21 protein-coding genes and 1 tRNA gene are annotated in these 22,033 nt (G+C 66.9%); 8 read left to right on the forward strand and 14 right to left on the reverse strand.

All coding sequences use genetic code 11. The features are described 5' to 3' along the window. Positions 1–6 precede the first annotated feature (6 nt). From pth to ychF, 3 genes are all read left to right on the forward strand, one after another. Entirely contained in the window at positions 7–576 is a 570-nt protein-coding gene (gene pth / locus PK98_RS05575; RefSeq protein ID WP_039094907.1) for an aminoacyl-tRNA hydrolase, read from the forward strand. Continuing rightward, the gene (locus PK98_RS05580; protein WP_039094910.1) at positions 573–974 is read left to right on the forward strand and encodes a GNAT family acetyltransferase; all 402 of its coding nucleotides are present in this window, start codon (positions 573–575) and stop codon (positions 972–974) included. Before pth ends, PK98_RS05580 begins: the two co-directional genes overlap by 4 nt. A 70-nt stretch (positions 975–1,044) precedes the next feature. Next, a complete protein-coding gene (gene ychF / locus PK98_RS05585) occupies positions 1,045–2,145 on the forward strand; it encodes a redox-regulated ATPase YchF (protein ID WP_039096285.1) in 1,101 nt (366 codons plus the stop codon). Positions 2,146–2,229: 84 nt separating this feature from the next. On the opposite strand, the gene PK98_RS05590 is transcribed toward ychF, so the two are convergent. Beyond that, positions 2,230–3,489, reverse strand: a complete 1,260-nt coding sequence (locus PK98_RS05590) for a hypothetical protein (RefSeq protein WP_152608542.1) — start codon at positions 3,487–3,489, stop codon at positions 2,230–2,232. Between the two features lie 279 nt (positions 3,490–3,768). On the opposite strand from PK98_RS05590, the gene gyrA reads away from it, so the two are divergent. Continuing rightward, entirely contained in the window at positions 3,769–6,582 is a 2,814-nt protein-coding gene (gene gyrA, locus PK98_RS05595) for a DNA gyrase subunit A (protein ID WP_039094914.1), read from the forward strand. A 44-nt stretch (positions 6,583–6,626) separates the two neighbouring features. Here gyrA and PK98_RS05600 read toward each other — a convergent pair whose 3' ends face one another. Continuing rightward, the gene (locus PK98_RS05600; protein WP_052208073.1) at positions 6,627–7,313 is read right to left on the reverse strand and encodes a hypothetical protein; all 687 of its coding nucleotides are present in this window, start codon (positions 7,311–7,313) and stop codon (positions 6,627–6,629) included. Positions 7,314–7,356: 43 nt separating this feature from the next. Here PK98_RS05600 and trmFO point away from each other — a divergent pair, with 43 nt between their 5' ends. After that, a complete protein-coding gene (gene trmFO / locus PK98_RS05605) occupies positions 7,357–8,706 on the forward strand; it encodes a methylenetetrahydrofolate--tRNA-(uracil(54)-C(5))-methyltransferase (FADH(2)-oxidizing) TrmFO (protein WP_039094916.1) in 1,350 nt (449 codons plus the stop codon). Between the two features lie 3 nt (positions 8,707–8,709). Here the strand turns inward: trmFO and PK98_RS05610 are convergent, their stop codons facing one another. From PK98_RS05610 to PK98_RS05640, 7 genes are all read right to left on the reverse strand, one after another. After that, a complete protein-coding gene (locus PK98_RS05610; RefSeq protein ID WP_039094918.1) occupies positions 8,710–9,162 on the reverse strand; it encodes a hypothetical protein in 453 nt (150 codons plus the stop codon). Further along, complete coding sequence (locus PK98_RS05615) at positions 9,159–9,803, reverse strand: hypothetical protein (RefSeq protein ID WP_052208075.1); 645 nt, start codon at positions 9,801–9,803, stop codon at positions 9,159–9,161. The genes PK98_RS05610 and PK98_RS05615 overlap by 4 nt, the downstream gene beginning before the upstream one ends. A gap of 15 nt (positions 9,804–9,818) precedes the next feature. Further along, entirely contained in the window at positions 9,819–11,228 is a 1,410-nt protein-coding gene (locus PK98_RS05620) for a pyruvate dehydrogenase complex E1 component subunit beta (RefSeq protein WP_039094922.1), read from the reverse strand. Further along, positions 11,228–12,301: a pyruvate dehydrogenase (acetyl-transferring) E1 component subunit alpha gene (gene pdhA, locus PK98_RS05625; RefSeq protein ID WP_152608610.1), complete on the reverse strand. Its 1,074-nt coding sequence runs from the start codon at positions 12,299–12,301 to the stop codon at positions 11,228–11,230. Before pdhA ends, PK98_RS05620 begins: the two co-directional genes overlap by 1 nt. 148 nt (positions 12,302–12,449) lie before the next feature. Then, the gene (locus PK98_RS05630; protein WP_039094926.1) at positions 12,450–12,776 is read right to left on the reverse strand and encodes an FtsB family cell division protein; all 327 of its coding nucleotides are present in this window, start codon (positions 12,774–12,776) and stop codon (positions 12,450–12,452) included. A 78-nt stretch (positions 12,777–12,854) separates the two neighbouring features. Continuing rightward, positions 12,855–13,436, reverse strand: a complete 582-nt coding sequence (locus PK98_RS05635) for a biliverdin-producing heme oxygenase (protein ID WP_039094928.1) — start codon at positions 13,434–13,436, stop codon at positions 12,855–12,857. Positions 13,437–13,456: 20 nt separating this feature from the next. Further along, on the reverse strand, positions 13,457–15,982 hold the full coding sequence (locus tag PK98_RS05640; RefSeq protein WP_081996046.1) for a DUF2339 domain-containing protein: 2,526 nt from the start codon (positions 15,980–15,982) through the stop codon (positions 13,457–13,459). 133 nt (positions 15,983–16,115) lie between these two features. On the opposite strand from PK98_RS05640, the gene PK98_RS05645 reads away from it, so the two are divergent. Together PK98_RS05645 and PK98_RS05650 are read left to right on the forward strand one after the other, a co-directional pair. Then, the gene (locus PK98_RS05645; protein ID WP_235425407.1) at positions 16,116–16,685 is read left to right on the forward strand and encodes a TetR/AcrR family transcriptional regulator; all 570 of its coding nucleotides are present in this window, start codon (positions 16,116–16,118) and stop codon (positions 16,683–16,685) included. A 55-nt stretch (positions 16,686–16,740) separates the two neighbouring features. Beyond that, a tRNA-Arg gene (locus tag PK98_RS05650) sits at positions 16,741–16,817 on the forward strand. A 27-nt stretch (positions 16,818–16,844) separates the two neighbouring features. Here the strand turns inward: PK98_RS05650 and PK98_RS05655 are convergent. The 3 genes from PK98_RS05655 to grxC are packed head-to-tail and all read right to left on the reverse strand — an operon-like array spanning position 16,845 to position 18,448. Then, positions 16,845–17,348 (reverse strand): DUF1178 family protein, encoded by a 504-nt coding sequence (locus PK98_RS05655; RefSeq protein WP_039094932.1) that lies wholly within the window; start codon positions 17,346–17,348, stop codon positions 16,845–16,847. Next, the gene (locus PK98_RS05660; RefSeq protein WP_039094935.1) at positions 17,348–18,184 is read right to left on the reverse strand and encodes a carbon-nitrogen hydrolase family protein; all 837 of its coding nucleotides are present in this window, start codon (positions 18,182–18,184) and stop codon (positions 17,348–17,350) included. Before PK98_RS05660 ends, PK98_RS05655 begins: the two co-directional genes overlap by 1 nt. Then, on the reverse strand, positions 18,185–18,448 hold the full coding sequence (grxC, locus tag PK98_RS05665; protein WP_039094937.1) for a glutaredoxin 3: 264 nt from the start codon (positions 18,446–18,448) through the stop codon (positions 18,185–18,187). A gap of 163 nt (positions 18,449–18,611) precedes the next feature. On the opposite strand from grxC, the gene PK98_RS05670 reads away from it, so the two are divergent. Beyond that, a complete protein-coding gene (locus tag PK98_RS05670) occupies positions 18,612–19,082 on the forward strand; it encodes an Hsp20 family protein (protein ID WP_039094940.1) in 471 nt (156 codons plus the stop codon). 62 nt (positions 19,083–19,144) lie between these two features. Here the strand turns inward: PK98_RS05670 and PK98_RS05675 are convergent, their stop codons facing one another. Together PK98_RS05675 and PK98_RS05680 are read right to left on the reverse strand one after the other, a co-directional pair. After that, the gene (locus PK98_RS05675; RefSeq protein WP_052208077.1) at positions 19,145–20,251 is read right to left on the reverse strand and encodes an endonuclease/exonuclease/phosphatase family protein; all 1,107 of its coding nucleotides are present in this window, start codon (positions 20,249–20,251) and stop codon (positions 19,145–19,147) included. 23 nt (positions 20,252–20,274) lie between these two features. After that, positions 20,275–21,903 (reverse strand): AmpG family muropeptide MFS transporter, encoded by a 1,629-nt coding sequence (locus PK98_RS05680; protein WP_081996155.1) that lies wholly within the window; start codon positions 21,901–21,903, stop codon positions 20,275–20,277. Positions 21,904–22,033: the final 130 nt, after the last annotated feature.

Below are 22,033 nucleotides of genomic sequence, written 5' to 3' on the forward strand. Positions count from 1 at the left end.
CCCCGGATGCAACTCTGGACAGGTCTCGGCAATCCCGGCCCGCAATATGCGCTGCACCGGCACAATGTCGGCTTCATGGCGCTGGACGTCATCGCCGACATGCACGGCTTCGCCCCTGTGCAGAAGAAGTTCCAGGGCTGGCTGCAGGAAGGGCGCATCGGCGGCGAGCGTGTGCTGCTGCTGAAGCCCGCCACCTTCATGAACGAGAGCGGCCGTTCCGTGGCGGAGGCGATGCGCTTCTACAAGCTGGAGCCGTCCGCGCTCACCGTTTTCCATGACGAGCTCGACCTGGCCGCCATGAAGGTCAAGGTGAAGCAAGGGGGCGGCACCGCCGGGCACAACGGCCTGCGGAGCATCGACCGCCACCTCGGCCCGGATTTCCGCCGCGTGCGGCTGGGCATCGGCCATCCCGGGCACAAGGACCGGGTGACCGGCCATGTGCTGGGCAATTACGCGAAGTCGGAGATGGACGAACTGTCCGACATGCTGGGTGCCGTGTCCGCCGAGGCGCCATGGCTGGCCGGCGGCGACGACGTCCGGTTCATGAACGACGTGGCGTTGCGGCAGCAGGAATGATCCGCCCTGCCCTGCCGGCGGACGCGGCAACGGTGATCGCCCTGTGGCACGCCTGCGAGCTTACGCGCCCGTGGAACGACCCGGCGGCCGATTTCGCCCGCGCCATCGCCGGCCCGACCTCGACCGTGCTGCTGCTGGAGCATGGAGGTGCGGCGGTCGGAACGGTGATGGCCGGCTATGATGGGCATCGAGGCTGGCTGTACTACATTGGCGTGCTGCCGGCGTACCAGCGCCGAGGCCATGCCAGGGCGTTGGTGGACGCTGCGTGCCAGGCGCTGGCAGCGCAGGGCTGCCCGAAGGTCGAGTTGATGGTGCGCCACGGCAATCCGGCGGCGGCATTGTACGCACGGCTCGGCTGGGAACGGCAGCCGGTCGAAACTTGGGCGCTGACACTGTAGGCAACCGACTGGCCTTTCCGCCGCGTCCGCTCTAGTGGGCGACCCCTGCACGCATTCAGAAGGTATCAAGATGGGATTTCGTTGTGGGATCGTCGGCCTGCCCAACGTCGGCAAGTCCACCCTGTTCAATGCGTTGACGGAAACGCAGGCGGCGCAGGCGGCCAACTATCCGTTCTGCACAATCGAGCCGAATGTCGGCCAGGTCGCGGTGCCTGACGCGCGGCTGGACCAGATCGCCGCCATTGCGAAGAGCGCCAAGATAATCCCCACCCAGCTGGCCTTCGTGGACATCGCCGGGCTGGTGAAAGGCGCCAGCAAGGGCGAAGGCCTGGGCAACCAGTTCCTGGGCAATATCCGCGAGGTGGACGCCATCGTCCACGTGCTGCGCTGTTTCGAGGATGACGACATCCAGCATGTCGCCAACAAGGTCGACCCGATCGCCGATGCCGAGGTGGTCGAGACCGAGCTGATGCTGTCCGATCTCGACAGCCTGGAGAAGCGCGTGCCCGCGGCGGCCAAGCGTGGACTGGCCGGCGACAAGGAAGCCAAGGCCACCGCCAGCGTGCTGGGCCAGGCACTGGAGCTGCTGCGCGCAGGAAAGCCCGCCCGCCTGACCGAGCCGAAGGACGAGGAGGAGGAGCGGCTGTTCGCCCAGGCGCAGCTGCTGACCGCGAAGCCGGTGCTGTATGTCTGCAACGTGGCGGAGGGTGATGCGGCCGCCGGCAATGCGTTGTCGGAGGCGGTGTTCGCCAAGGCCGCGGCCGAAGGCGCCAAGGCGGTGGTCGTGTCCGCCGCGATCGAATCCGAGCTGGTCGGCATGGACCCGGCGGACCGGACCGAGTTCCTGGCCGAGCTGGGGCTGGAGGAGACCGGCCTCGCCCGCGTGATCCGCGCCGGTTACGAGCTGCTGGGGCTGCGCACCTTCTTCACCGCGGGCCCGAAGGAATCGCGCGCCTGGACCTTCCCCGCCGGTGCCAAGGCGCCGCAGGCGGCGGGCGAGATCCATTCGGATTTCGAGAAGGGCTTCATCCGGGCCGAGACGATCGCCTTCGACGACTATGTCGCGCTGAATGGCGAGGCGGGCGCCCGTGACGCCGGCAAGCTGCGGCAGGAAGGCAAGGAGTATGTCGTGCAGGATGGCGACGTGCTGCTGTTCAAGTTCAACGTCTGACAGGTCCGACCCGCCCCTGACGCGCACATGAAAACGGCGCGGGGATCGCTCCCCGCGCCGTTCCTGTATCGAAGGCGAGGCCGATCAGGCCTTGGTATCGACGTAGGCCATCCACATGCGGGCAACCGGGGCGCGCGCCCCTGCAACCTGCTCCAGCGTGGCCTTGGCTTCGGCGCCCTTGCCCTGCATGGCCTGCGCGATGCCCAGACGGGTCAGGTTGCGGTCCCGATCGGTCACACCCTTCTCCAGCGCCAGCTGGTACATCGCTTCGGCCTGCGCATAGTCAGCCAGCGACAGCTGCACGTCGCCGGCACCCTGTGCGGCGTTGCCCTGCGCGGCGCTGCGGGCCTCGGTCACCAGGCCAGGAGCCTCGCGCGCATCGATCGGCGCACGCTGGTCGGCCAGACGCTTCAACTCGCTGTAGTAGTCGTCGCTGGCGGTGAAGATGCCCTTCTCCAGCCCCTTCGCGAGGACACGCTGCACCTCGTTGGACATCACCCGGACGTCAGCCGCCTCGATATAGGTGACGAATTCGCTCCGCTCCGACAGGCTGTCGGTCACCAGCATCAGCCGCAGCAGGTCCAGCTGCGCCTGCGGCTCCAGGTCGACCATGGCGTTGACGACCTGCAGGCCCTGCTTCCAGCTTTCGGCGGAGGGATTGGTGGAGATCAGCAGCGCGGACAGTTCTGTCGACTTTGCCGCATCCTTGCCCTCGTACGCGAAGCGCAGTGCACGGCGGATCAGGTTCTCGTTCACCGGCTCGCCCGCAGCCTGCTGTTCGGCCACCAGCTTCTCGATATAGGCGATACCCTGCGGGTTCTGACCTTCCCCGAAATAGCTTTCAGCGATGATCGGGCGGACGTCCTGCTCGCGATAGCCGGCGTCGTAGGCCGCCTGCAGTGCGGTGCGGGCCGCGGCATAATCATTGGCGTCATAGGCCAGGTTGCCGACGAAGAACTGGAACTGCGCCTGCTGCTCGGGCGCGACCTTGCCGCTCTGCAGCATCATTTCCAGGCCGCGGCGCTGCAGCGACTTGTCGCTCAGCTTGGTGCCGATGTTCAGCGTCAGGCTGCCGGCAGCGTTGCGATCATCCTCGCTGCCGATCGCGGCATAGACGCCTTCCAGCTGCCCGCGTGCGGCGTCCAGGTCCCCGCCTTCCGTGCTCACGATCGTGGCAACGGGCTGGTAGACCTCGACGAATTTCTTGGTGTATTCCTGCGCCGCGGCAGGGGTCGCGATCAGCGCCGCGCCGCCCAGCGCGCCGCCGGCCAGCGTCAGCGCCATGGCAAATGCCGAGGCGGCCCCGCGCAACGTCCGCGATCCGGTGAAGCCCATGCGAACCATTCTGTCTGTCTCCTAAAGCGATGCGCAAATTCGGTGCGACGGCGTGTATTTGTCCGTCACCCAGCAACAAGGCAATGCCCGTCCGCCCATTCCGGTCCTGCACAATCGGGTGTGAACGGTCTTTGAACTGCCGGACCGTGCCGCGATCGCGATGCCAGATGTGGAAAAAGGGCCGCAGCCCGGGTCATTGCGCCAGTGCTGCTGGCCTTGCGCGTCACTTTCGCCTAGGCGGAAGGTTCGACCGACATCCACAAAAAACAACAAGGCAGGCCGAAACTCTTGGCTGACACCACCGATATCATCGATCCGCCCCCGCCCGCGCAACCGCCGGTGGAATGGGAACGCATCGACATCGTCGACGAGATGAAGACCAGTTACCTCGATTACGCGATGAGCGTGATCGTGGCACGCGCCCTGCCCGACGTGCGGGACGGGCTGAAGCCGGTGCACCGGCGCATCCTCTATGCGGCGCAGGTCGGTGGCTACAGCTCGGCCAAGCCGTACCGCAAGTCGGCCAAGATCGTCGGTGAGGTGATGGGTTCGTACCATCCGCATGGCGACAGCGCGATCTACGACGCGCTCGCCCGGATGACGCAGTCCTGGTCCATGCGCCTGCCGCTGATCGATGGTCAGGGCAATTTCGGCAGCATGGATCCCGATCCCCCGGCGGCCATGCGCTACACCGAAAGCCGTCTGGCCAAGGCATCGGAAGCGCTGCTCACCGACCTCGAGAAGGACACGGTCGACTTCGTCCCGAACTATGACGGGTCGGAACGGGAGCCGTCGGTCCTGCCGGCGCGCTTCCCCAACCTGCTGGTGAACGGCGCCGGCGGCATTGCGGTCGGCATGGCGACCAACATCCCGCCGCACAACCTGGGTGAAGTGATCGACGGCTGCCTGGCGTTCCTGGACGATCCGGGCATGACGTCGGAGGATCTGATCCACTACATCCCCGGCCCGGATTTCCCGACCGCGCCGCTGATCCTGGGCAGCGCCGGTGCCCGCGCCGCGTACACCACCGGTCGCGGCTCCATCCTGCAGCGCTGCCGCCATGTCATAGAGCATGGCGCACGCGATCGCCGGTCGATCGTGCTGACCTCCATCCCGTACCAGGTCGGCAAGAACGGCCTGGTTGAGAAGATCGCGGAGGCCGCCAAGGACCGCCGGATCGAGGGCGTCAGCGACATCCGCGACGAAAGCAATCGCGAAGGCGTGCGCATGGTCATCGACCTGAAGCGTGACGCCACGCCGGAGGTGGTGCTGAACCAGCTGTGGCGGCACACGCCGGCGCAATCCAGCTTCCCGGCCAACATGCTGGCGATCCGCGGCGGCCGGCCGGAAACGCTGAGCCTGCGCGACATCATCCAGACCTTCATCGGCTTCCGCGAGGAGGTGATCACCCGGCGCACCAAGTTCGAGCTGAACAAGGCGCGTGACCGGGCGCATATCCTACTGGGCCTGGTGGTCGCGGTGACCAACATGGACGAGGTCGTGGTGATGATCCGCGGCTCCTCCAACCCGGCAATGGCGCGTGCCAAGCTGCTCGCCAAGGCATGGCCGATCGGCGACATCGGCCCCTATCTGCGCATCGTGGAAGCCATCGAGGAAGGCGAAAGCGGCGAGGACGGCGGCACGTACCGCCTGAGCGAAGCCCAGGTGAAGGCGATCCTCGACCTGCGCCTGCATCGCCTGACCGCGCTGGGCCGTGACGAGATCGGTTCCGAACTGGAGGAACTGGCGACCCGGATCCGCGAATACCTCGCCATCCTGGCCGACCGCGCGCGCCTGTACCACGTGATGCGCGAGGAGCTGGTGCAGGTCCGCGCGGATTTCGCCACGCCACGCATCAGCGAGATCGCGCCGGCCTGGGACGGCCTCGAGGACGAGGACCTGATCGAGCGCGACGAGATGGTCGTGACGGTTACGCTGGACGGCTATATCAAGCGTACGCCGCTCTCCACGTTCCGCGCCCAGGCGCGCGGCGGCAAGGGCCGTGCCGGCATGGCGACGAAGGCGGAAGATGCGGTGATGGCGATGTTCGTCACCTCCACCCACAATCCGGTGCTGTTCTTCTCCACTTCCGGCAAGGTGTACCGCCTGAAGGTCTGGCGCCTGCCCGAAGGCGGACCGACGACCCGCGGACGGCCGATCGTCAACCTGCTGCCGGCGCTGGATCAGGGCGAGACGATCGCCGCCGTCCTGCCGCTGCCGGAAGACGAGGACAGCTGGGGTGCGCTGCACGTGATGTTCGCCACGGCGCGCGGCAATGTGCGCCGCAACGCGATGGATGCTTTCACCAATGTGCCCTCCAACGGCAAGCTGGCCATGCGGTTCGAGGATGGCAGCGCCGATACGCTGATCGGCGTGGCGCTGGTCGAGGCGGGTGACGACGTGCTGCTGGCCACGCGCGACGGCAAGGCGATCCGCTTCGCCGCGGAGGAGGTGCGCGAGTTCCAGTCCCGCACCAGCACCGGCGTGCGCGGCATGACCCTGCGCGGCGGGGACCAGGTCGTGTCGCTGTCCATCCTGCGCGGCGCAGAAGGCGATGCGGAGCGGCGCGAGTCCTATCTGCGGGTGGCCCCGTGGAAGGCCGAGGACGATGCCGGCAACCTGTCCGACGTGCATGTGGAGATGGCAGCGAACGAGCAGTTCATCCTGACCGTCTGCGCGAATGGCTACGGCAAGCTCAGCTCTGCCTACGAATATCGCCGCACCGGCCGTGGTGGCCAGGGCATCGTCAACATCGACAATATCCGCCGCAATGGCCCGGTGGTCGCCAGCTTCGCCGCCACCAAGGAAGCGCAGCTGATGCTGGTGACCGATCAGGCCAAGCTGATCCGCATCGGCCTCGACAGCCTGCGGGTGATCGGCCGCAACAGCGCCGGCGTGCGCCTGTTCGATGTGGCCAAGAACGAGCATGTCGTCAGCGCCGTACGCATCGACGAACAGGAAGGGCCGGAGAACGAGGCGGAAGAGGCGATCCTGGAGGAGATGATCGCCCGCTCCACACCGGAAACCACGCCCGAACCGACGATCGACCGCGACAATCCGGTCGAGGACGAGGACGCGCCGGACAGCAGCGAAGACGAATAGGAACGGGAGAAGGCGGTCGCGCGATGGCGACCGCCTTCTCTATATCACCGGCTACTGACCAGCTTCAGTTCCGGTTCGCGCTTCCAAACGCTGCCGACCACGCCCAGCGCGATCAGCAGGTGACCAAGATAGGTCAGCGGCCAGGTGAAGATCTGCGGCACCGGGCTGCCGAGCAGGACCCCGCCACCGGCGAACCACAGCAGGTCGCCCGCCAGGATCAGCATGGCCCCCGCCGCCACCCGTGCACGCGGGAAGCTGCTGGACCAGGCGCCTGCCGCCATGCCGCCCAGCGTCAGGCCGTAGGCCGCGCTGATGATCCCGCCCCATTCCTCACCCACCAGCCAGGCAAGCACGGCGGAGGGCGCCAGCAGCAGCGCCACCGCCACGACCTTGTCCCTGCCGCCCGGCAGCACCCGGCGGTGCTGCAGATAGAGCATCAGCGCGACGGCATGGTAGGCGAACCACAGCACGTGGGCCGCCAGCCCGTCGATCTCCATTGCCATCTCGGCGCCCGCCGCGATCAGCAGCAGCACGGACAGCAGCCGCGCATCCGTGCCGCCATGCCGCACCCGCGCATAGACGGCCAGCAGACCGACCGACGCGCCCTTCAGCGGAATGAACCACGCCTCCGGCCACGGGCCCGAGCGCAGGTAATAGAAAGCCAGTGCCGCCACGATGCTGGCGAGCAGAAAGGGGCGCTTCTCGGCCAGAGCCTTGGTCATACGGGCCATGCCGCTCCTTGACGCGGCCCGACCGGCGGAGCAAGCCCGCCGCATGACGCATGATGTGCATATTATCGGCGGCGGTCTCGCCGGCAGCGAAGCGGCATGGCAACTGGCGCAGGCCGGATGCCGTGTGCGGCTGTCGGAGATGCGCGGTGGCGGCGACATGACCCCCGCCCACCAGACCGATGGCCTGGCGGAGATGGTCTGCTCCAATTCTTTCCGCTCGGATGATGACGAACGCAACGCAGTCGGCCTGCTGCACCACGAGATGCGGCAGATGGATTCGCTGGTGATGCGCGCGGCGGCAGTCGCGCGCGTCCCGGCCGGCAGCGCGCTGGCTGTGGATCGCGACGTCTTCAGCGCGGAGGTAAGCCAGGCGCTGGCGCAGCACCCGAATGTTCAGGTCGTGCGCGAGCGGGTGGATACCCTGCCCTCCGCCGGCCTGACCATTGTCGCCACCGGCCCGCTGACTGCCGCCGCGCTGGCGGACAGCATCGTGGGGGCGACCGGCGCCGGTGCCCTAGCCTTCTTCGATGCGATCGCGCCGATCGTGCACCGCGACAGCATCGACATGGATAATGCCTGGTTCCAGTCGCGCTGGAACAAGGGCGACGGCAAGGACTACATTAACTGCGCCATGAACAAGGAGCAGTACCTCGCCTTCCATGCCGGGCTGATGGCCGGCGAGAAGACCGTGTTCAAGGAATGGGAGGCGGACACCCCCTACTTCGATGGCTGCATGCCGATCGAGGTGATGGCCGAGCGTGGCGTGGACACGCTCCGCTATGGCCCGATGAAGCCCGTCGGGCTGGACGATCCGCGGCTGGCCACGCCCGAGTTCCCGCAGGGGCGCTGGCCCTACGCCGTGGTACAGTTGCGCCAGGACAACAAGCTGGGCACGCTGTGGAACATGGTGGGGTTCCAGACCAAGCTGCGCCATGCAGACCAGGTGCAGCTGTTCCGCACCATCCCGGGCCTGGAGAACGCCGAGTTTGCCCGCCTGGGGGGGCTGCATCGCAACACCTTCCTGAACGCACCGACGCTGCTGGACCGGCAGCTGCGGCTGAAGGCGGCACCGCATATCCGCTTCGCCGGGCAGATCACCGGGTGCGAGGGTTATGTAGAGAGCGCCGCGATCGGCCTGCTCGCCGGGCGGATGGTCGCCGCCGAGCGCACCGGCCGCACCTGGCAGTCGCCGCCGCGTACCACGGCCGTCGGCGCCTTGCTGGCGCATATCACCGGCGATGCCGAGGCGGACGACTATCAGCCGATGAACGTGAATTTCGGCCTGTTCCCGCCATTGCACGATGTGAAGAAGAAGCAGCGCAAGGAAGCCTACACCGACCGCGCCAAGGCCGACCTGTCGGAGTGGCTGGCCGGGGAACCGGTCCTCGCCTGACCGTCAGCAGCGGCAGGTCGGTCCGGCACGCGGCTTGGGTGCCGTGGTGCGGAATTCTGTCGGGGTCAGTTCCCCGTTCGTATCCGCATCGGCGCCATCGAACCGCCGCGCCGTGGCAACCGCCCATTCCTCGAACGTCAGCAGATTGTTGCCATCCACGTCCAGTGCGCGGAACGCGTCCGTGCGGCTGGAGAGCATCTCGTTACGGGTGATCCGGCCGTCGCGATCCCGATCGTAGCGGAAGTAGCGACGTTGTTCATCGCTCAGCTCCGTGGCCTCGGGCGGCGCTGGACCGGTCAGTCCGCTCACATCCGCACTTGGCAGGGTATCCGGGCGGACAGCGATCGGCTCCGGCGGTGGCGCGCCAGCCTCGACAGTGGCGGGGCCGTTGAGCCAGAACAGCGCCAGGGCCGCGATCGCCAGCGCCCCGAGCGCCGCCAGTACCAGCCGGCTCACCGCCCCAGCACCCCCAGCCGCAATGCTGTCAATGCGGCGCCGCGCCCCACCAGCAGCGGACCGCCGCCGGTCCGGACCGCGCGCCAACCGAGGCCTGCCAGCACGGTCAGCGGCCGCAGATCACGCGGCAATGCCGGCGGATGTCCATTCTGCTGTGCCACGGTCAGAGCCAATGCACGTTCCTGCGGGTCGGAGAGGTTGGCGACCAGATCGGCCAGCGCCCAGACGCGTCCGGCACGCCGGGCAGGCGCGGGCGGATGGTCGAGCTCCGCCGCCAAGGCCGCAAAGCCGGCGGCACGGCCGGTGGCGAAGCGGTCCAGTGCGGTCTGGTCCACCTGGTCGGCCACCAGCACTTCCCAGCCATCCACGAGTGGAGCCAGTGCACCAGGGTTATTCCATTCCCGCAAGCTGTCGAGCACGGCGTCACCCGCCGGCCATTGCGCTGCCGGTTCGTTCAGCCGGTCCCGCCACCAGGCGAGGCGCAGCTGTGCCAGCATCGGCTCACGCTTCTTGCGCAGGATCGTGGCCAGCCGCTCGTCGAGCGCCAGCATGGTGGCGGTCTGCTGCTTTGCAGCCGGCGGGGCGTAGGCCACCGCCAGCTGCGACAGTTCGGGCAGATCGCTGTGGAGGTCGCCCGCCACCGGACGCAGCTCCGCTCAGCCCTTGTAGCAGACCTTCTTCACCGCGCTCACGATGCGCGGCGTGTCGATCAGCGCCAGCTTCTCGAGATTGGCGGCGTAAGGCAGCGGCACATCCTCGTTGCACACCCGCATGACGGGCGCGTCCAGATGGTCGAAGCCTTGCTCCATGCACACCGCGATGATCTCCGAGGCGATCGAGCAGGTCGGCCAGCCTTCTTCGGCCACGACCAGGCGGTTGGTCTTCTTCAGGCTTTCCAGCACCGTCTCGGTGTCGAGCGGACGCAGGGTACGCAGGTCGACGACCTCCGCATCGATGCCTTCGGCCGCCAGCTGCTCGGCCGCTTCCAGCGCCAGGCCGACCGCGATCGAGTAGGATACGATGGTGACGTCCTTGCCCTCGCGCACGATCCGCGCCTTGCCGATCGGCAGGACATGGTCGTCCAGCTGCGCCAGTTCGTAGGTGCGGCCGTACAGCAGCTCGTTCTCCAGGAACACGACCGGATCCTCGCACCGGATCGCCGCCTTCAGCAGGCCCTTGGCATCATGCGCGTCATAGGGTGCGATCACGATCAGGCCGGGCACGCTGGCGTACCACGGGCCGTAGTTCTGGCTGTGCTGCGCGCCGACGCGGCTGGCTGCACCATTGGGGCCGCGGAACACGACCGGGCAGCGCATCTGGCCACCGGACATGTAGTTGGTCTTCGCCGCGGAGTTCACGATGTGGTCGATCGCCTGCATGGCGAAGTTGAAGGTCATGAACTCGATAACCGGACGCAGGCCGCCCATCGCCGCGCCGGTGCCGATGCCGGCAAAGCCGTACTCGGTGATCGGCGTGTCGATCACGCGCTTGGGGCCGAATTCTTCCAGCAGGCCCTGAGTCACCTTGTAGGCGCCCTGATACTCGGCGACTTCCTCGCCCATGACGAAGACGCGCTCGTCCCGCCGCATCTCTTCGGCCATGCCATCGCGCAGGGCTTCGCGCAGGGTCACCTTGATCATGTTCGTGCCGGCGGGGATCTCGGGATCGGCCTTCTTTGGGGTCGGCTTGGCCTCCATCAGTTCGGCGGTGCTGGCACCGGCGCTGGCCTTCTCGTCCTTCTCGGTCACAGAGCCGCCCTTCTCGGGAGACTGCTGCACGGCACTGGCATCAGCCTCGGGTGCCTGAATGGCGGAGGCATCCTCCCCCTCTGCGGCCAGCACGGCGATGACCGTGCCGACCTTCACGCCTTCGGAGCCTTCGGGCACCAGGATCTTGCCCACGGTGCCTTCGTCGATGGATTCGAATTCCATCGTTGCCTTGTCGGTCTCGATCTCGGCCAGCACATCGCCGGCGGAGACGGTATCGCCTTCCTTCACCAGCCAGCGGGACAGGGTGCCTTCCTCCATAGTCGGGGAAAGCGCGGGCATCTTCAGTTCGATCGCCATCAGTAGGATTCCACCAGCACATCGGTGTAGAGTTCGGTCGGCTCGGGCTCGGGGCTCTTTTCCGCGAAGTCGGCCGCTTCGGACACGATCGCGCGGATGCGCTTGTCGATCTCCTTCAGCTGATCCTCGTTGACGCCGAGCTTGAGCAGGTCGGCCTTCGCGCCCTCGATCGGGTCGCTCTTCTCGCGCACGCCCTGCACTTCCTCGCGCGTCCGGTACTTGGCCGGATCGGACATGGAGTGACCGCGGTAGCGGTAGGTTTCCAGCTCCATCAGCACGGGGCCGCCGCCGCCGCGCACATGCGCGATGGCGACATTGGCCGCCTGCCGGACTTCCAGCAAGTCCATGCCGTTGACCTTCATGCCCGGGATCCGGAACGCGGTACCACGACGATAGAACTCGGTCTCCGCGCTGGAGCGCTTGACGGAGGTGCCCATGGCGTACTGGTTGTTCTCGACCACGAAGATGATCGGCAGCTGCCACAGGGCCGCCATGTTGAACGTCTCGTACACCTGGCCCTGGTTCGACGCACCGTCACCGAAATAGGCCAGGCACAGCCCGCCATCTTCGCGGTACTTGTGCGCAAAGGCCAGGCCGCCGCCCAGGGAGACCTGCGCGCCGACGATGCCGTGGCCGCCGTAGAACGCATGTTCGGTGCTGAACATGTGCATGGAACCGCCCTTGCCCTTCGAGATGCCGGCCTGACGCCCGGTCAGCTCCGCCATGATCACGTTGGGATCGATGCCGTAGGCGAGCATGTGGCCATGGTCGCGATAGCCGGTGATGACCGAGTCCTTGCCTTCCTCCAGCGCGGATTGCAGGCCGACGGCAACCGCCTCCTGCCCGATGTAGAGGTGGCAGAAACCGCCGATCAGCCCGAGACCGTACAACTGACCCGCACGCTCCTCGAAGCGGCGGATGAGCAGCATCTGCTCGTAAAGGTGCAGCAGCTCTTCCTGGCTCGCCTGGTATCGGCGGTCACTCTCGAGCGTGTCCTGCAGCGAGCGCAAGGAGAAGTTCTCGCTGTCGGAACCCTGCGGCGCCGCAAAGGCTGCGGCGCTCTTCTTGCTGATTTCGGGATTGCTGGCTCTGGCCAAGGCGCGTTCCTCTTGATCATCGTGGCCCTTGCCGGACCGCTTCGTGTGCAGCGCCTATAATCAGAGGATTGCCAAGCTGGCAACGCCCGCCTCGCGCATGATGGGCGGGTCTCCTCTGGCCCGCCTATTGCGCGGCGGGCTGAACCTCCATCACATATTCGTCCGGATGTGCAACGTTCAGGTCGCGCCGGATCAGTTCGGTCACCAGATCAGGGTCCGCCGCCTCCGGGTCGAGCCGGTCGACCAGGTTGGTCAGTTCGCTCCGTTCCGCTTCCAGGCGGGCGATCCGTTCCTGCCGCTCCTTCAGGACTGCCTGGCTTTCGCCCCAGGCAAGCACGCCATAGGGTCCGGCCAGCGCCAGCGCGCCAAGCACGATCAGAGCGATGACAATCAGCGCCTGCCCCTTGCGGCCTTGGGTCAGGGACGTGCGAGGCAGCGGGCCGGTTCTCATGGGTGTATGGTTTCCAAATCGGACAATCCCGCTTCAAGCAGATCTGGCCGGATTTGCAAGACAGCGCCGTGCGCAACCTCAGGCGAAATGCAGTTCCGCCAGGCGCTCCACCCGGGCGAATGCCGTTCGGGCACCCTGCACTGCCCGGCCCTCGCCCGCCGGATCCAGTTCGGCTGCATCCAGCGCAGCGGTGAAGACGCGCCACTGCGCGGCCGGTCCGCCCGGCGCAGGTGCCAGATGGCGGGCGCCGAACTCGTCAGACAGGCCCAGCCGCGAGACCGCCTTGCGCAGCAGCGCGGCACCCATGTTCGAACCTTCCGCAACATACAACCAGCCAAGCGCCTCGGCCGTGTCGATCCGCCCTGCCGCGAACCGCGCCTCCGGCTCCACCACGGGAGCGAGATCCAGATCGGCAAGGTCGGCGGCCACCAGCGCGAGCCGCTGCCGCTCCTGCAGGCCGGGCAGTGCCGCCTTTAGCCCGGCGTCATTGTAAAGCGGTGCGAGCTCTGCATGGAACACCCACTGCATCTGCGCGAACCGGCCATAGGCCTCGACGCTGTCGAAGGCGGCGGCGGCATTGATGCGGCTGTCGAGCCGCTCATGCATGTCTCCGGTCGCCGCCCGCAGCCGCCTGGCCCGGCTCAATTCCATCACGTCCATCACAGCTCCTTTCGGCATCCCTATCGCGAGGGTGTCGCAGGAGCAACCTTCGGCGCGGTACCCGGCTGCGGGCTACGCAGCTGGCGGGAGTAGAACCAGCCGATCCCGATCAGGCACACGCCGAGGGCGAAGAACGAGCCGATGCGGGCGAGCCCGTCCAGCGCCGCCGCATCCAGCATGAACACCTTGAGCACCGCACCGAGCATCAATACCAGCGAGCCCACACGCCAGCTGCGTTGTCCGGTGCGTGCGCCCCAGGCGAGATATGCGAGCGCCAGGGCGATCGCCAGCAGGGAGCGCAGCAGATCCTCGCCCGCTCCCAGCGGCTGCAGCAGCAGCGTGCCGCTGAACGTCTGCCGCAGCAGCGACAGCGCACCGATGGTCAGGAGCAGCATGGCCGCGGCATCAGGCACCCAGCGCGGTAGCGCGGCCGGGCGCAACCACAGCACCAGGGCGGTCGCCACTGCATAGGCTGGCAGCAGCAGGTTCAGCACCGGCAGACCGCCCACCGCCTGCTCGCTCCACAGCGGATTGTGCAGCAGCAGGGTAAAGGTAGCGAAATGCGCCAGCGCCAGCCAGGCGAGCACACGCCCGGCAGTGACCAGGGGTGTGCGCAGGACAAGCACAACACCGATCCCGGCGAGCACGGCCTGCCACAGCGTGCGCTCGGCCATGCCCAGGGTCACGAAGCGAAACGGGTCGTCGAGCGCGAACAGCTGCTTGAAGGTGGCGTGCGCCACAGCCAGCAGCAACGTGCCCGCGATGACCCACGACGCGCGCCTTGCACGACCGAACAGAGCGGGTTGCAGCAGCAGCGCCGCGGACCAGCCGGCAGCCAGCGGAGCGAGCTGCTGCCAGGTCAGCCGCATGTCGGGCAAATCGCTCAGCAGCACCGGCTCCGCATGCAGCGCTGCCAGGCCGGCGCCGGCCAGGTAGACCAGCGGTTCGGCCGCCCATAGCGTGGCCAGCAACAGCAGGCTGATCGCGATCGGCTCCGCCCGCGTGACACGCCAGACCACCAGAACGGCCGATGCGGCCAGGATCAGCGGCATCCAGGCATCCTGCACCAGCAGCGCCAGAGCCGCCTGCAGCAGCAGCGCCGCCGCTACTCCGCACGCCGCACTGCGATCGCGCCACCAGCCCGCCAGTGGCAAGGCTGCCAGCAGGGCAAAAGCCAGCGCCACGCTGGCGGAACGTGCCTCCAGCAGCGACACGTCGAACTGCACCAGCGTGGCCGCGGCGATAGCCAGCGGGTACAGCGCCAGTTGCCAGCGGTCCGTGCGCGTGGCCGTCCCGCGCCACAGATGGGCCAGCGGCCCTCCTGCGAAGATGACTGCCGCGGCGGCCGCGATCCAGGTGAAGGACCAGCCACCCGGCTGCGGCCAGATGGCCAGCAGGCAGGCGCTGACACCCGCCGCCATCGCCCCGGCCTCCCGCAGGCGCTGGTGCCGCCAGCCCAGCACGGCGAGCGCTGCGCCAAGCAGCAGGTAGCAGCCCCAGGCCAGCACACCGTAGCCGCTGCGATCGACCAGCAGCGCGATCTGCACCGTGGCGAGCGCACCGGCCGCAATCCGGCCGACCTGACCAAATCTGCCGTTGCCGGCAAAATGCGGCAGCACCGCCCCCATCAGCACCAGATACAGGCCGACCGAAAGCACCGCATCGCCCCGCGCCAGCGCGCTGCCGTCAACCAGCAGGGCCGCACCCCACAGCAGACCGCCCGCCAGTGCCGCGAGACCGAGGCTCGAGCGCTGCTGGCGGTCGCCGGTCATCACCAGCCCGCCTGTCACCAGCGCCAGATAGGTCGCCAGCAATGGCAGGTTCGGTTCGGTCGCCCCCGCCAGAGCCGGGGCTGCGAAGCCGCCGACCAGGCCCATCACCGCAGTAGGCAGGCCAAAGCGCCACGACAATCCGATCGCCAGCGCGGTAACGCCCGCCAAGCCGGCAAAGGCGAGCACGGGCGAGAAAAGCTGGTACAGCGTGCCGCCAAGGTAAAAGCCGGCATACAGGGTCGCGAGGCCGGCGCCGGCGAAAGCCTGGCGCACGCGGTCATCATCCAGCCGGGCCGACAGGCGGTGCGCCAGTTCGGCAGCCGCCAGCAGCGTGGCACCGGCGCCGAAGCTGAGCGCAACGCGCGTCCAGGGCCCGAGCATCCCGTTCTCGATCGACCAGCGCACCAGGAAGAACCCTGCCACAGCCAGAGCAATACCACCGCCCCAGATCGGCAGCAGCCGTCCGAACAGCTCCTCGAAATCGAAGCTTGGACGCCAGCGAGCCGGCGAAGAGGCGCTCGGCCCGGGTGCGCGAACGATGACAGGGTCTGCAGTCGCCGGACGTTGCTGCTGCGCCACGTCAGGACCGCTGACGGGAAGCGTCGGCAATAGTGCCGGATCAGCTGGGCGCGCATTCATGCGCGGGGACAATGGCCGGTCCGAGACGAGCGCCCCGCCAGCTTCAAGCTGACGCACACGCTGGCCTAACGCATCCACGCGGCGCCACAACCACGCCAGAGCGATCAGCAACAGGATCAGCAGGAAATCTGACATGGGATGGCTCCACCAGGTATACCAAGCGACCTACGCGACAAATGATCAGTGTTCAATTGCTAAATTGGACATTGTTCATTTTCAGCGCTAAAGGTCGAACATGGGTCGGCGATCGGATCATACGCGGGATGAGTTGCGAGGCCTGATCATCGCGGAAGGACACCGGCTGCTTGCCGAAACCGGCCTGGCCCGGTTCTCCGGACGAGAGGTCGCCAAACGTGCCGGCTACACCGTCGGGACGATCTACAACGTGTTCGGCTCGCTCGACCGGCTGCTGGTCACCCTCAACTCTCACACCTTCCGCCTGTGGGCCGACTTCCTGGAACAGCAGCTTTCCGACAGCCCGCCGGATCGCATCCGGACCCTGGTAGAAGCGTACTTTGCCTTTGCACGCGATCATACGCATCTCTGGTCGGCGATCTACGAACATCGGGTCGGGGGCGACCTGTTCGGCTCCGCCGATCACGACAGCCGCAGCACACTGACTGCTATCGTCGACCGGGAGGTGCGGGCAGCGCTGCCGCGATCGGGCAACATGGACGTGCCGCGCTTTGTACGCTCACTGATCGCGACGGTGCATGGGCATTGCAGCTACGCACTGGGCGGCACCTTCAGCCTGCTGGAGGAAACCGACCCGACAGACAGCGCCCTTGCCCGCGTCCGCGAATGCCTGGCTGCGCACGGCTACCAGGTACCGGGCTGACTGCGATCGACACACATTGCCATAGCCGGATCAGTATCCTAGACGCGGCCCCGGCGCGCCCATAGCTCAGCAGGATAGAGCGTTAGATTCCTAATCTAAAGGCCACAGGTTCGAATCCTGTTGGGCGCACCACCCGGGTCCGCCACTGCCGATACCAGCCTAGTTCAGCTTGTCCGGCGGGCTCACGGGAAACGGCAGCGGCACCACCGCGATGCCCTCGTCCAGCAGGTTGCGCGCTTCCTCCAAGCTGGCCTGACCATGGATCGGCGTCACGTCACGTTCGCCATAATGCATCTCGCGCGACTGCTCGGCAAAGGCCTTGCCCACCCATGTCGATTGCGTGAGCGCCTTGGCCTGGGCGCGGGCCAGCACGTCAAGCGCCTGCGCCACCTCGGCCGGCATCGGCCCGCGGGTGACGGCGGGGGCTGGAACTCCGGCTGAACTGACGGGCCCGTGCGACGGTGCCTTGGCCCGAGGCCGTTCCACCACCTGGTTGCCCTTGCGGCCGACCGCCGGCGCCATGGGTGCGCGGCTGGTCACCACCGAACCGCATTGCGGGCAACTCACCAGGCCGCGCGCCTGCTGTCCGTCAAAGTCGGCAGATGAGCCGAACCAGCCTTCGAAGCGATGGCCGTGTTCGCACTGAAGGTCGTAAACGATCATCAATCTGCTGTAGTGACAGTCCGCCTGTTGGCAAGACTGGGCAGCTGGGTGCGTACGGCCCGCGTCCGGTGGGGATCAATGTCTGCGAAGCCCAACCCGGCAGCCTCGCCGCCCATGTCCAGCACCACGTCACCCCACGGATCGACCACCAGCGAATGGCCATAGGTGGTGCGACCATCGGCATGCTGGCCGACCTGCGCCGCGGCGATCACCCAGGCGCTCGCCTCCACCGCCCGCGCCCGTTGCAGCAGGTGCCAATGTGCCTGCCCGGTCGGTACGGTGAACGCCGCCGGGGTGGCAATCACATCACACGCCGCCTGGCCGAGGACCTCGAACAGGGCGGGAAAGCGGATGTCGTAACAGACAGTCAGCCCCAAGCGACCGACCGGGGTTTCCGGCATGCTCACAGCGCCGTCACCCGGCCGGTATGCGGCCGATTCCCGCCACGCTTCCCCGCTGGCCAGGGTCACATCGAACATGTGCATCTTGTCATAACGCGCCACGATGGCGCCATCCGCGGCAATCAGCAGCGACCTGTTTGCGAACAGCCCGCCATGTGCCGGATCCTCCGTCGTGACGGCCATCGATCCGAGCGCCAGCCACATGCCCTCCCGCGCGGCGGCGGCGCGGAGCCTGCGCAGACGCGGATCGGCATCCTCCGGCATGATCTGCGCCCGGCCGCGCTCACGATCACGATCGATCAGCAGCGACATCTCGGGTGTGAACAGCATCGCCGCGCCGCCCGCCCTCGCCTCTGCCAGCGCCTGCTCGATCGCCGCGGCATTCGCCTCCGGATCGATGCCGGAGGTCATCTGCAGCACAGCGATGCGTGTCATCTAGCGGCCCAGCAAGGCATCGAGCTTGCCATCGCGGTCGAGCGTCGCGAGGTCGTCCGAACCACCGATCGCCTGCCCGTCGATGAAGATCTGCGGCACCGTTGCAGCATCGGGCTTGCGCTGTAGCATCTCGGCACGCTTCGGCCCGCCCATGGTGATGTCGTATTCCTCGTAGGCGACACCCTTGCTGTCCAGCAGCCGCTTGGCCCGATGGCAGTAGCCACAGAAGGCCTTGGTGTAGATTTCGATCTGCGGGTGGCTCATGCGATACCTCGTGCTCCGGTCTGTTGCAGACCTCTTGAAGCCACCTCAACAGACCATATCTTTCGTCCGTTCCCAGCGTGCCGCAATCGGGCGTCAGGGGCAACCGGGTGCTGCATGGGCAGACCCGACAATGTCAAATTGCTCGGATGGAGGATTTGTTCAGATGAACCGTTTCGATTTTACCCCCTATCGCCGCTCCACCGTCGGCTTCGACCGGCTGTTCGACCTGCTGGAGAACCAGGGTCGGGCGCAGGGTGGCGACAACTTCCCGCCCTTCAACATCGAACGCCGCAGCGAGGATGCGTACCGCATCACGCTGGCAGTCGCGGGCTTCCGCTCGGAAGATATCGACATCACCGCGCAGCAGAACCTGCTGGTCGTTCATGGCCGCAAGCGTGACGAACTGGGTGACGGGCAGATGCTGCATGTCGGCATTGCCAATCGCGGGTTCGAGCGCCGCTTCGAACTCGCCGACTTCGTGCGGGTCGAGCATGCGGAACTGGCTGACGGCCTGCTGATGATCGACCTGGTGCGCGAGGTGCCCGAAGCGATGCGACCCAAGAAGATCCGCATCGGTGGCGAGCGCCGGCTGGAAGTGGTGCAGGACGGCAAGGATCAGGCCGACGCCGCCTGATCACCTTGTGATGTGAAGTGACCCGGGGGCGGCGTCGAGAGGCGACCGCCCCTTTCTTTTGCCTAGCGGTTGTCAGCTCTGCCCGCGCATGCCGGCATGTTCAGCCGGATCGGCTGTTGTGCCGGCCAGGACAGGCGGTAGCGGACCATGAACCCGTCATGGTCCGACAGCCTTGGCTGCCCTTCAGCCCCGTCGAACATTGCATCAACCATGATTGGGGTCACCGTGACCGCAGCGCCGTTGCGGAACAGCTGCAGGTCCTGCGTGTCGAGCCATGGCTCGTCTCCGTCCCAGGAAAGCCGCACGTCGCAGCCTGACGTTTCCAGCGCACAGAAGCGGTGGACCATGGTGAACCGGTTGATGGCAGATTCGAACTGGTTCAGCCGGTCAGGTGCGGCCTGCATGTTGAAATCGCCGCCGAGGATCGCCGGCAACCTGGCGCTTTCGCTGGACGAGAGGAGGCTGGAGAGATCATCCACCTGCAATGCGTGCGCGGCGATCGTCCGCTCGAAGGGTACGCGCGACGCCTGTTGCGAATTCAGATGCGTGTTGAACAGCTCTATGCGCTGCGGCACGCCGGGGATGACGATTTCCGCCCGCTGCATGCCCTTGTTGCTGAGGCAGTCGATACCGGCGCATCTGCGCGCGCCGAACGGCTCGGCATCTCCACCGATGATCGGATATCGGCTCAGGATCGCCAGACCGGAACCGAGCAGGTGGAAGCCGGTCTCTCCCTTGGACCAGCGGAAAGGCCTGCTCATTCCGCCCTTGCCTGTCATTCGCGGGCGCTGGGTCCGCGTGGGGCCCCAGATCTGGTACGGGTATCCCGCGGCCGTGATCGCGCGGACCGATGCCCGGCTGAACATCTCCTGCACCAGGATGATGTCGGGCCCGGCACCTTGCCGGTTCAGGTCGGCAAGGATGTCTCCGATCTGCTGCAAGGCGTGACGGCGGCCTTGCCGCGCCGGCCACGCCAGGCCTTCGACATTGTAGGTCAGAACATCCAGCGTGGTGCTTTCCCGACCGTTCTCGCGCGAAAGCGGCGGGGCCGGCACGTCAGGGCTCAGGCAGGATGCAACGCTGACCGGCGGCAGAGTGGCGCAACCAGACAGCAGCGCGGCGGCAGTGGCGATCGCCAGGGCGCTTGCAGGCTTGTTGATCGAGAACATGGGCAACAGGTGCGAAGCGTAGATCAGTCTGTCGCTGCCCTGTCGGGCGCGACGATGCCCGCCCGCCGCCCTGCCCGGGCTTCCCGGATCCACTCCAAGATGCACAGCACGATCGCCAGGCCGCCAATCCAGGTGACGAACAGGAACACCTCGTAATAGCCCTGCCGCTCGATCATCTGGCCAAGTGCGCCGCGGCCCAGGGTGCCGACCAGCAGCGTCAGGGAGGCAAGCAGCGCATATTGCACCGCACTGTGCCCCTTGGCGACTATGGAGGACAGCCAAGCGACATAGGCAGCACCGGCAATGCCGACAGCCAGGTTCTCCATTCCGATGGTGATCATCAGCCGTGCCAGACGCTCGCTGCCGCCGGGAAACTGCAGGACAGCCCAGGTAAACCCGGTCGCATCGCTGACCGCCTGCATCCGAGCACCGCCCACCGCCAGATCCGCGTAGAGCAGGTTGGTCGCCGCTGCCAGCACGGCACCCAGCGTCAGGGTCGGCATGCGGCCAAGTACGGTCAGCAGCCAGCCACCCAGCGCCAGCCCAAGCATGATCGCCCCCACGCCGAAGAACTTGGAAGCGACCGCGACCTCGTCATTGCTGTATTGCAGCTCGCCCAGGTAGAAGGGGTAGGCGAAGGTACCCCAGATGGCATCGCAGATGCGATAGGTGAGCACCAGCGCAAGGATCAGCACCAGTGACCACTCCATGCGGCCGACGAACTCCACCAAGGGCATGATCAATGCGCGATACAGGTGATTGGCGACGGTGTTGCCACCGTCCGGCTCCTGCCCGGCAGCGACGACATGGCGGCCGTCACGCTGCAGCTTCACCAGCCATGCGGCGATGAGCGCCGGCAGCACGATGGTGGCGACCACGATCAACGGCCCATAGGTGGCGGTGAACGCGGTGGGGTCGGGCCGGTTCTCCGGCAGGGCCGTCATCGACCGGGCCATGAACAGGCCGACCGTCCCAAGCGCCCAGGCCCACAGCAGGCCGACCGCCAGCAGCGCCAGGTTGCGCACGCGCGGCAGCAATTGCCCGGGCCGCGTCAGGGCGGCGCGGTCTTCCTCCTGCTCGCCGGAGGCACGGTTTGCCAAGGTATCGGGCGCGAACAGGCCCGCGATGCCGATAACCAGCAGTACGGCACCCATGAACAGGTAGGTCTGTGGCCAGCCGATCCGCGCGGCGATGATCAGGCCCAGCGCGCCTCCGACCAGCGAAGCCAGGCGAAATCCCATCTGATACACGGTGGACAGGATCTCGATCGGGGCATCCTCGTCCGCGATGTCGATGCGCCAGGCATTGATCGCGATGTCCTGCGTCGCGCTGGCGAAGGCGCCGATCGCCGCCAGCAGCGAGAACCAGCCGAGCGATGCCGCAGGATCGAGGCCGGCCATCGTCACCAGGATGATGCCAAGCAGGACCTGCGCCGGCACGATCCACTGCTTGCGCCGGCCAAGCCGCTTCAGTCCCGGCAGGTTGACCCGGTCAAGAACCGGCGACCACAGGAACTGGAACGCGTAAGCGAGGCCGATAAGGGAGAACACACCCATGGTCTCGAGATCGACGCCCGCCTCGCTCAGCCAGGCATAGAGGGTGCCCAGGAACAGCGCGAACGGCAGGCCGGACGCGAAGCCGAACAGTGCCATGAAGCCGGTCTTGCGCTGGCCCAATGACCGCAGGACGCGAAGCCACGATCTTGATCGTCGGGTCAGCAAGCCTTGTATCCCTCCGGCAATGTACCAGTTTCATACATTGATCCCGTGCCGACCCCGGTTC

The sequence above is a fragment of the Croceibacterium mercuriale genome (assembly GCF_000802385.1).
Taxonomy (GTDB): Bacteria; Pseudomonadota; Alphaproteobacteria; order Sphingomonadales; family Sphingomonadaceae; genus Croceibacterium; species Croceibacterium mercuriale.

Coding starts and splice junctions, on each gene's coding strand:
- PK98_RS05635 (WP_039094928.1), bottom strand. CDS start 13,436: ATGGACGTGATGGAATTGAGCCGGGCCAGGCGGCTGCGGGCGGCGACC.
- PK98_RS05640 (WP_081996046.1), bottom strand. CDS start 15,982: ATGTCAGATTTCCTGCTGATCCTGTTGCTGATCGCTCTGGCGTGGTTG.
- PK98_RS05670 (WP_039094940.1), top strand. CDS start 18,612: ATGAACCGTTTCGATTTTACCCCCTATCGCCGCTCCACCGTCGGCTTC.
- ychF (WP_039096285.1), top strand. CDS start 1,045: ATGGGATTTCGTTGTGGGATCGTCGGCCTGCCCAACGTCGGCAAGTCC.
- PK98_RS05660 (WP_039094935.1), bottom strand. CDS start 18,184: ATGACACGCATCGCTGTGCTGCAGATGACCTCCGGCATCGATCCGGAG.
- PK98_RS05680 (WP_081996155.1), bottom strand. CDS start 21,903: ATGGCACTGTTCGGCTTCGCGTCCGGCCTGCCGTTCGCGCTGTTCCTG.
- PK98_RS05620 (WP_039094922.1), bottom strand. CDS start 11,228: ATGGCGATCGAACTGAAGATGCCCGCGCTTTCCCCGACTATGGAGGAA.
- PK98_RS05655 (WP_039094932.1), bottom strand. CDS start 17,348: ATGATCGTTTACGACCTTCAGTGCGAACACGGCCATCGCTTCGAAGGC.
- trmFO (WP_039094916.1), top strand. CDS start 7,357: ATGACGCATGATGTGCATATTATCGGCGGCGGTCTCGCCGGCAGCGAA.
- grxC (WP_039094937.1), bottom strand. CDS start 18,448: ATGAGCCACCCGCAGATCGAAATCTACACCAAGGCCTTCTGTGGCTAC.
- pth (WP_039094907.1), top strand. CDS start 7: ATGCAACTCTGGACAGGTCTCGGCAATCCCGGCCCGCAATATGCGCTG.
- PK98_RS05630 (WP_039094926.1), bottom strand. CDS start 12,776: ATGAGAACCGGCCCGCTGCCTCGCACGTCCCTGACCCAAGGCCGCAAG.
- PK98_RS05675 (WP_052208077.1), bottom strand. CDS start 20,251: ATGTTCTCGATCAACAAGCCTGCAAGCGCCCTGGCGATCGCCACTGCC.
- PK98_RS05580 (WP_039094910.1), top strand. CDS start 573: ATGATCCGCCCTGCCCTGCCGGCGGACGCGGCAACGGTGATCGCCCTG.
- PK98_RS05600 (WP_052208073.1), bottom strand. CDS start 7,313: ATGGCCCGTATGACCAAGGCTCTGGCCGAGAAGCGCCCCTTTCTGCTC.
- PK98_RS05590 (WP_152608542.1), bottom strand. CDS start 3,489: ATGGTTCGCATGGGCTTCACCGGATCGCGGACGTTGCGCGGGGCCGCC.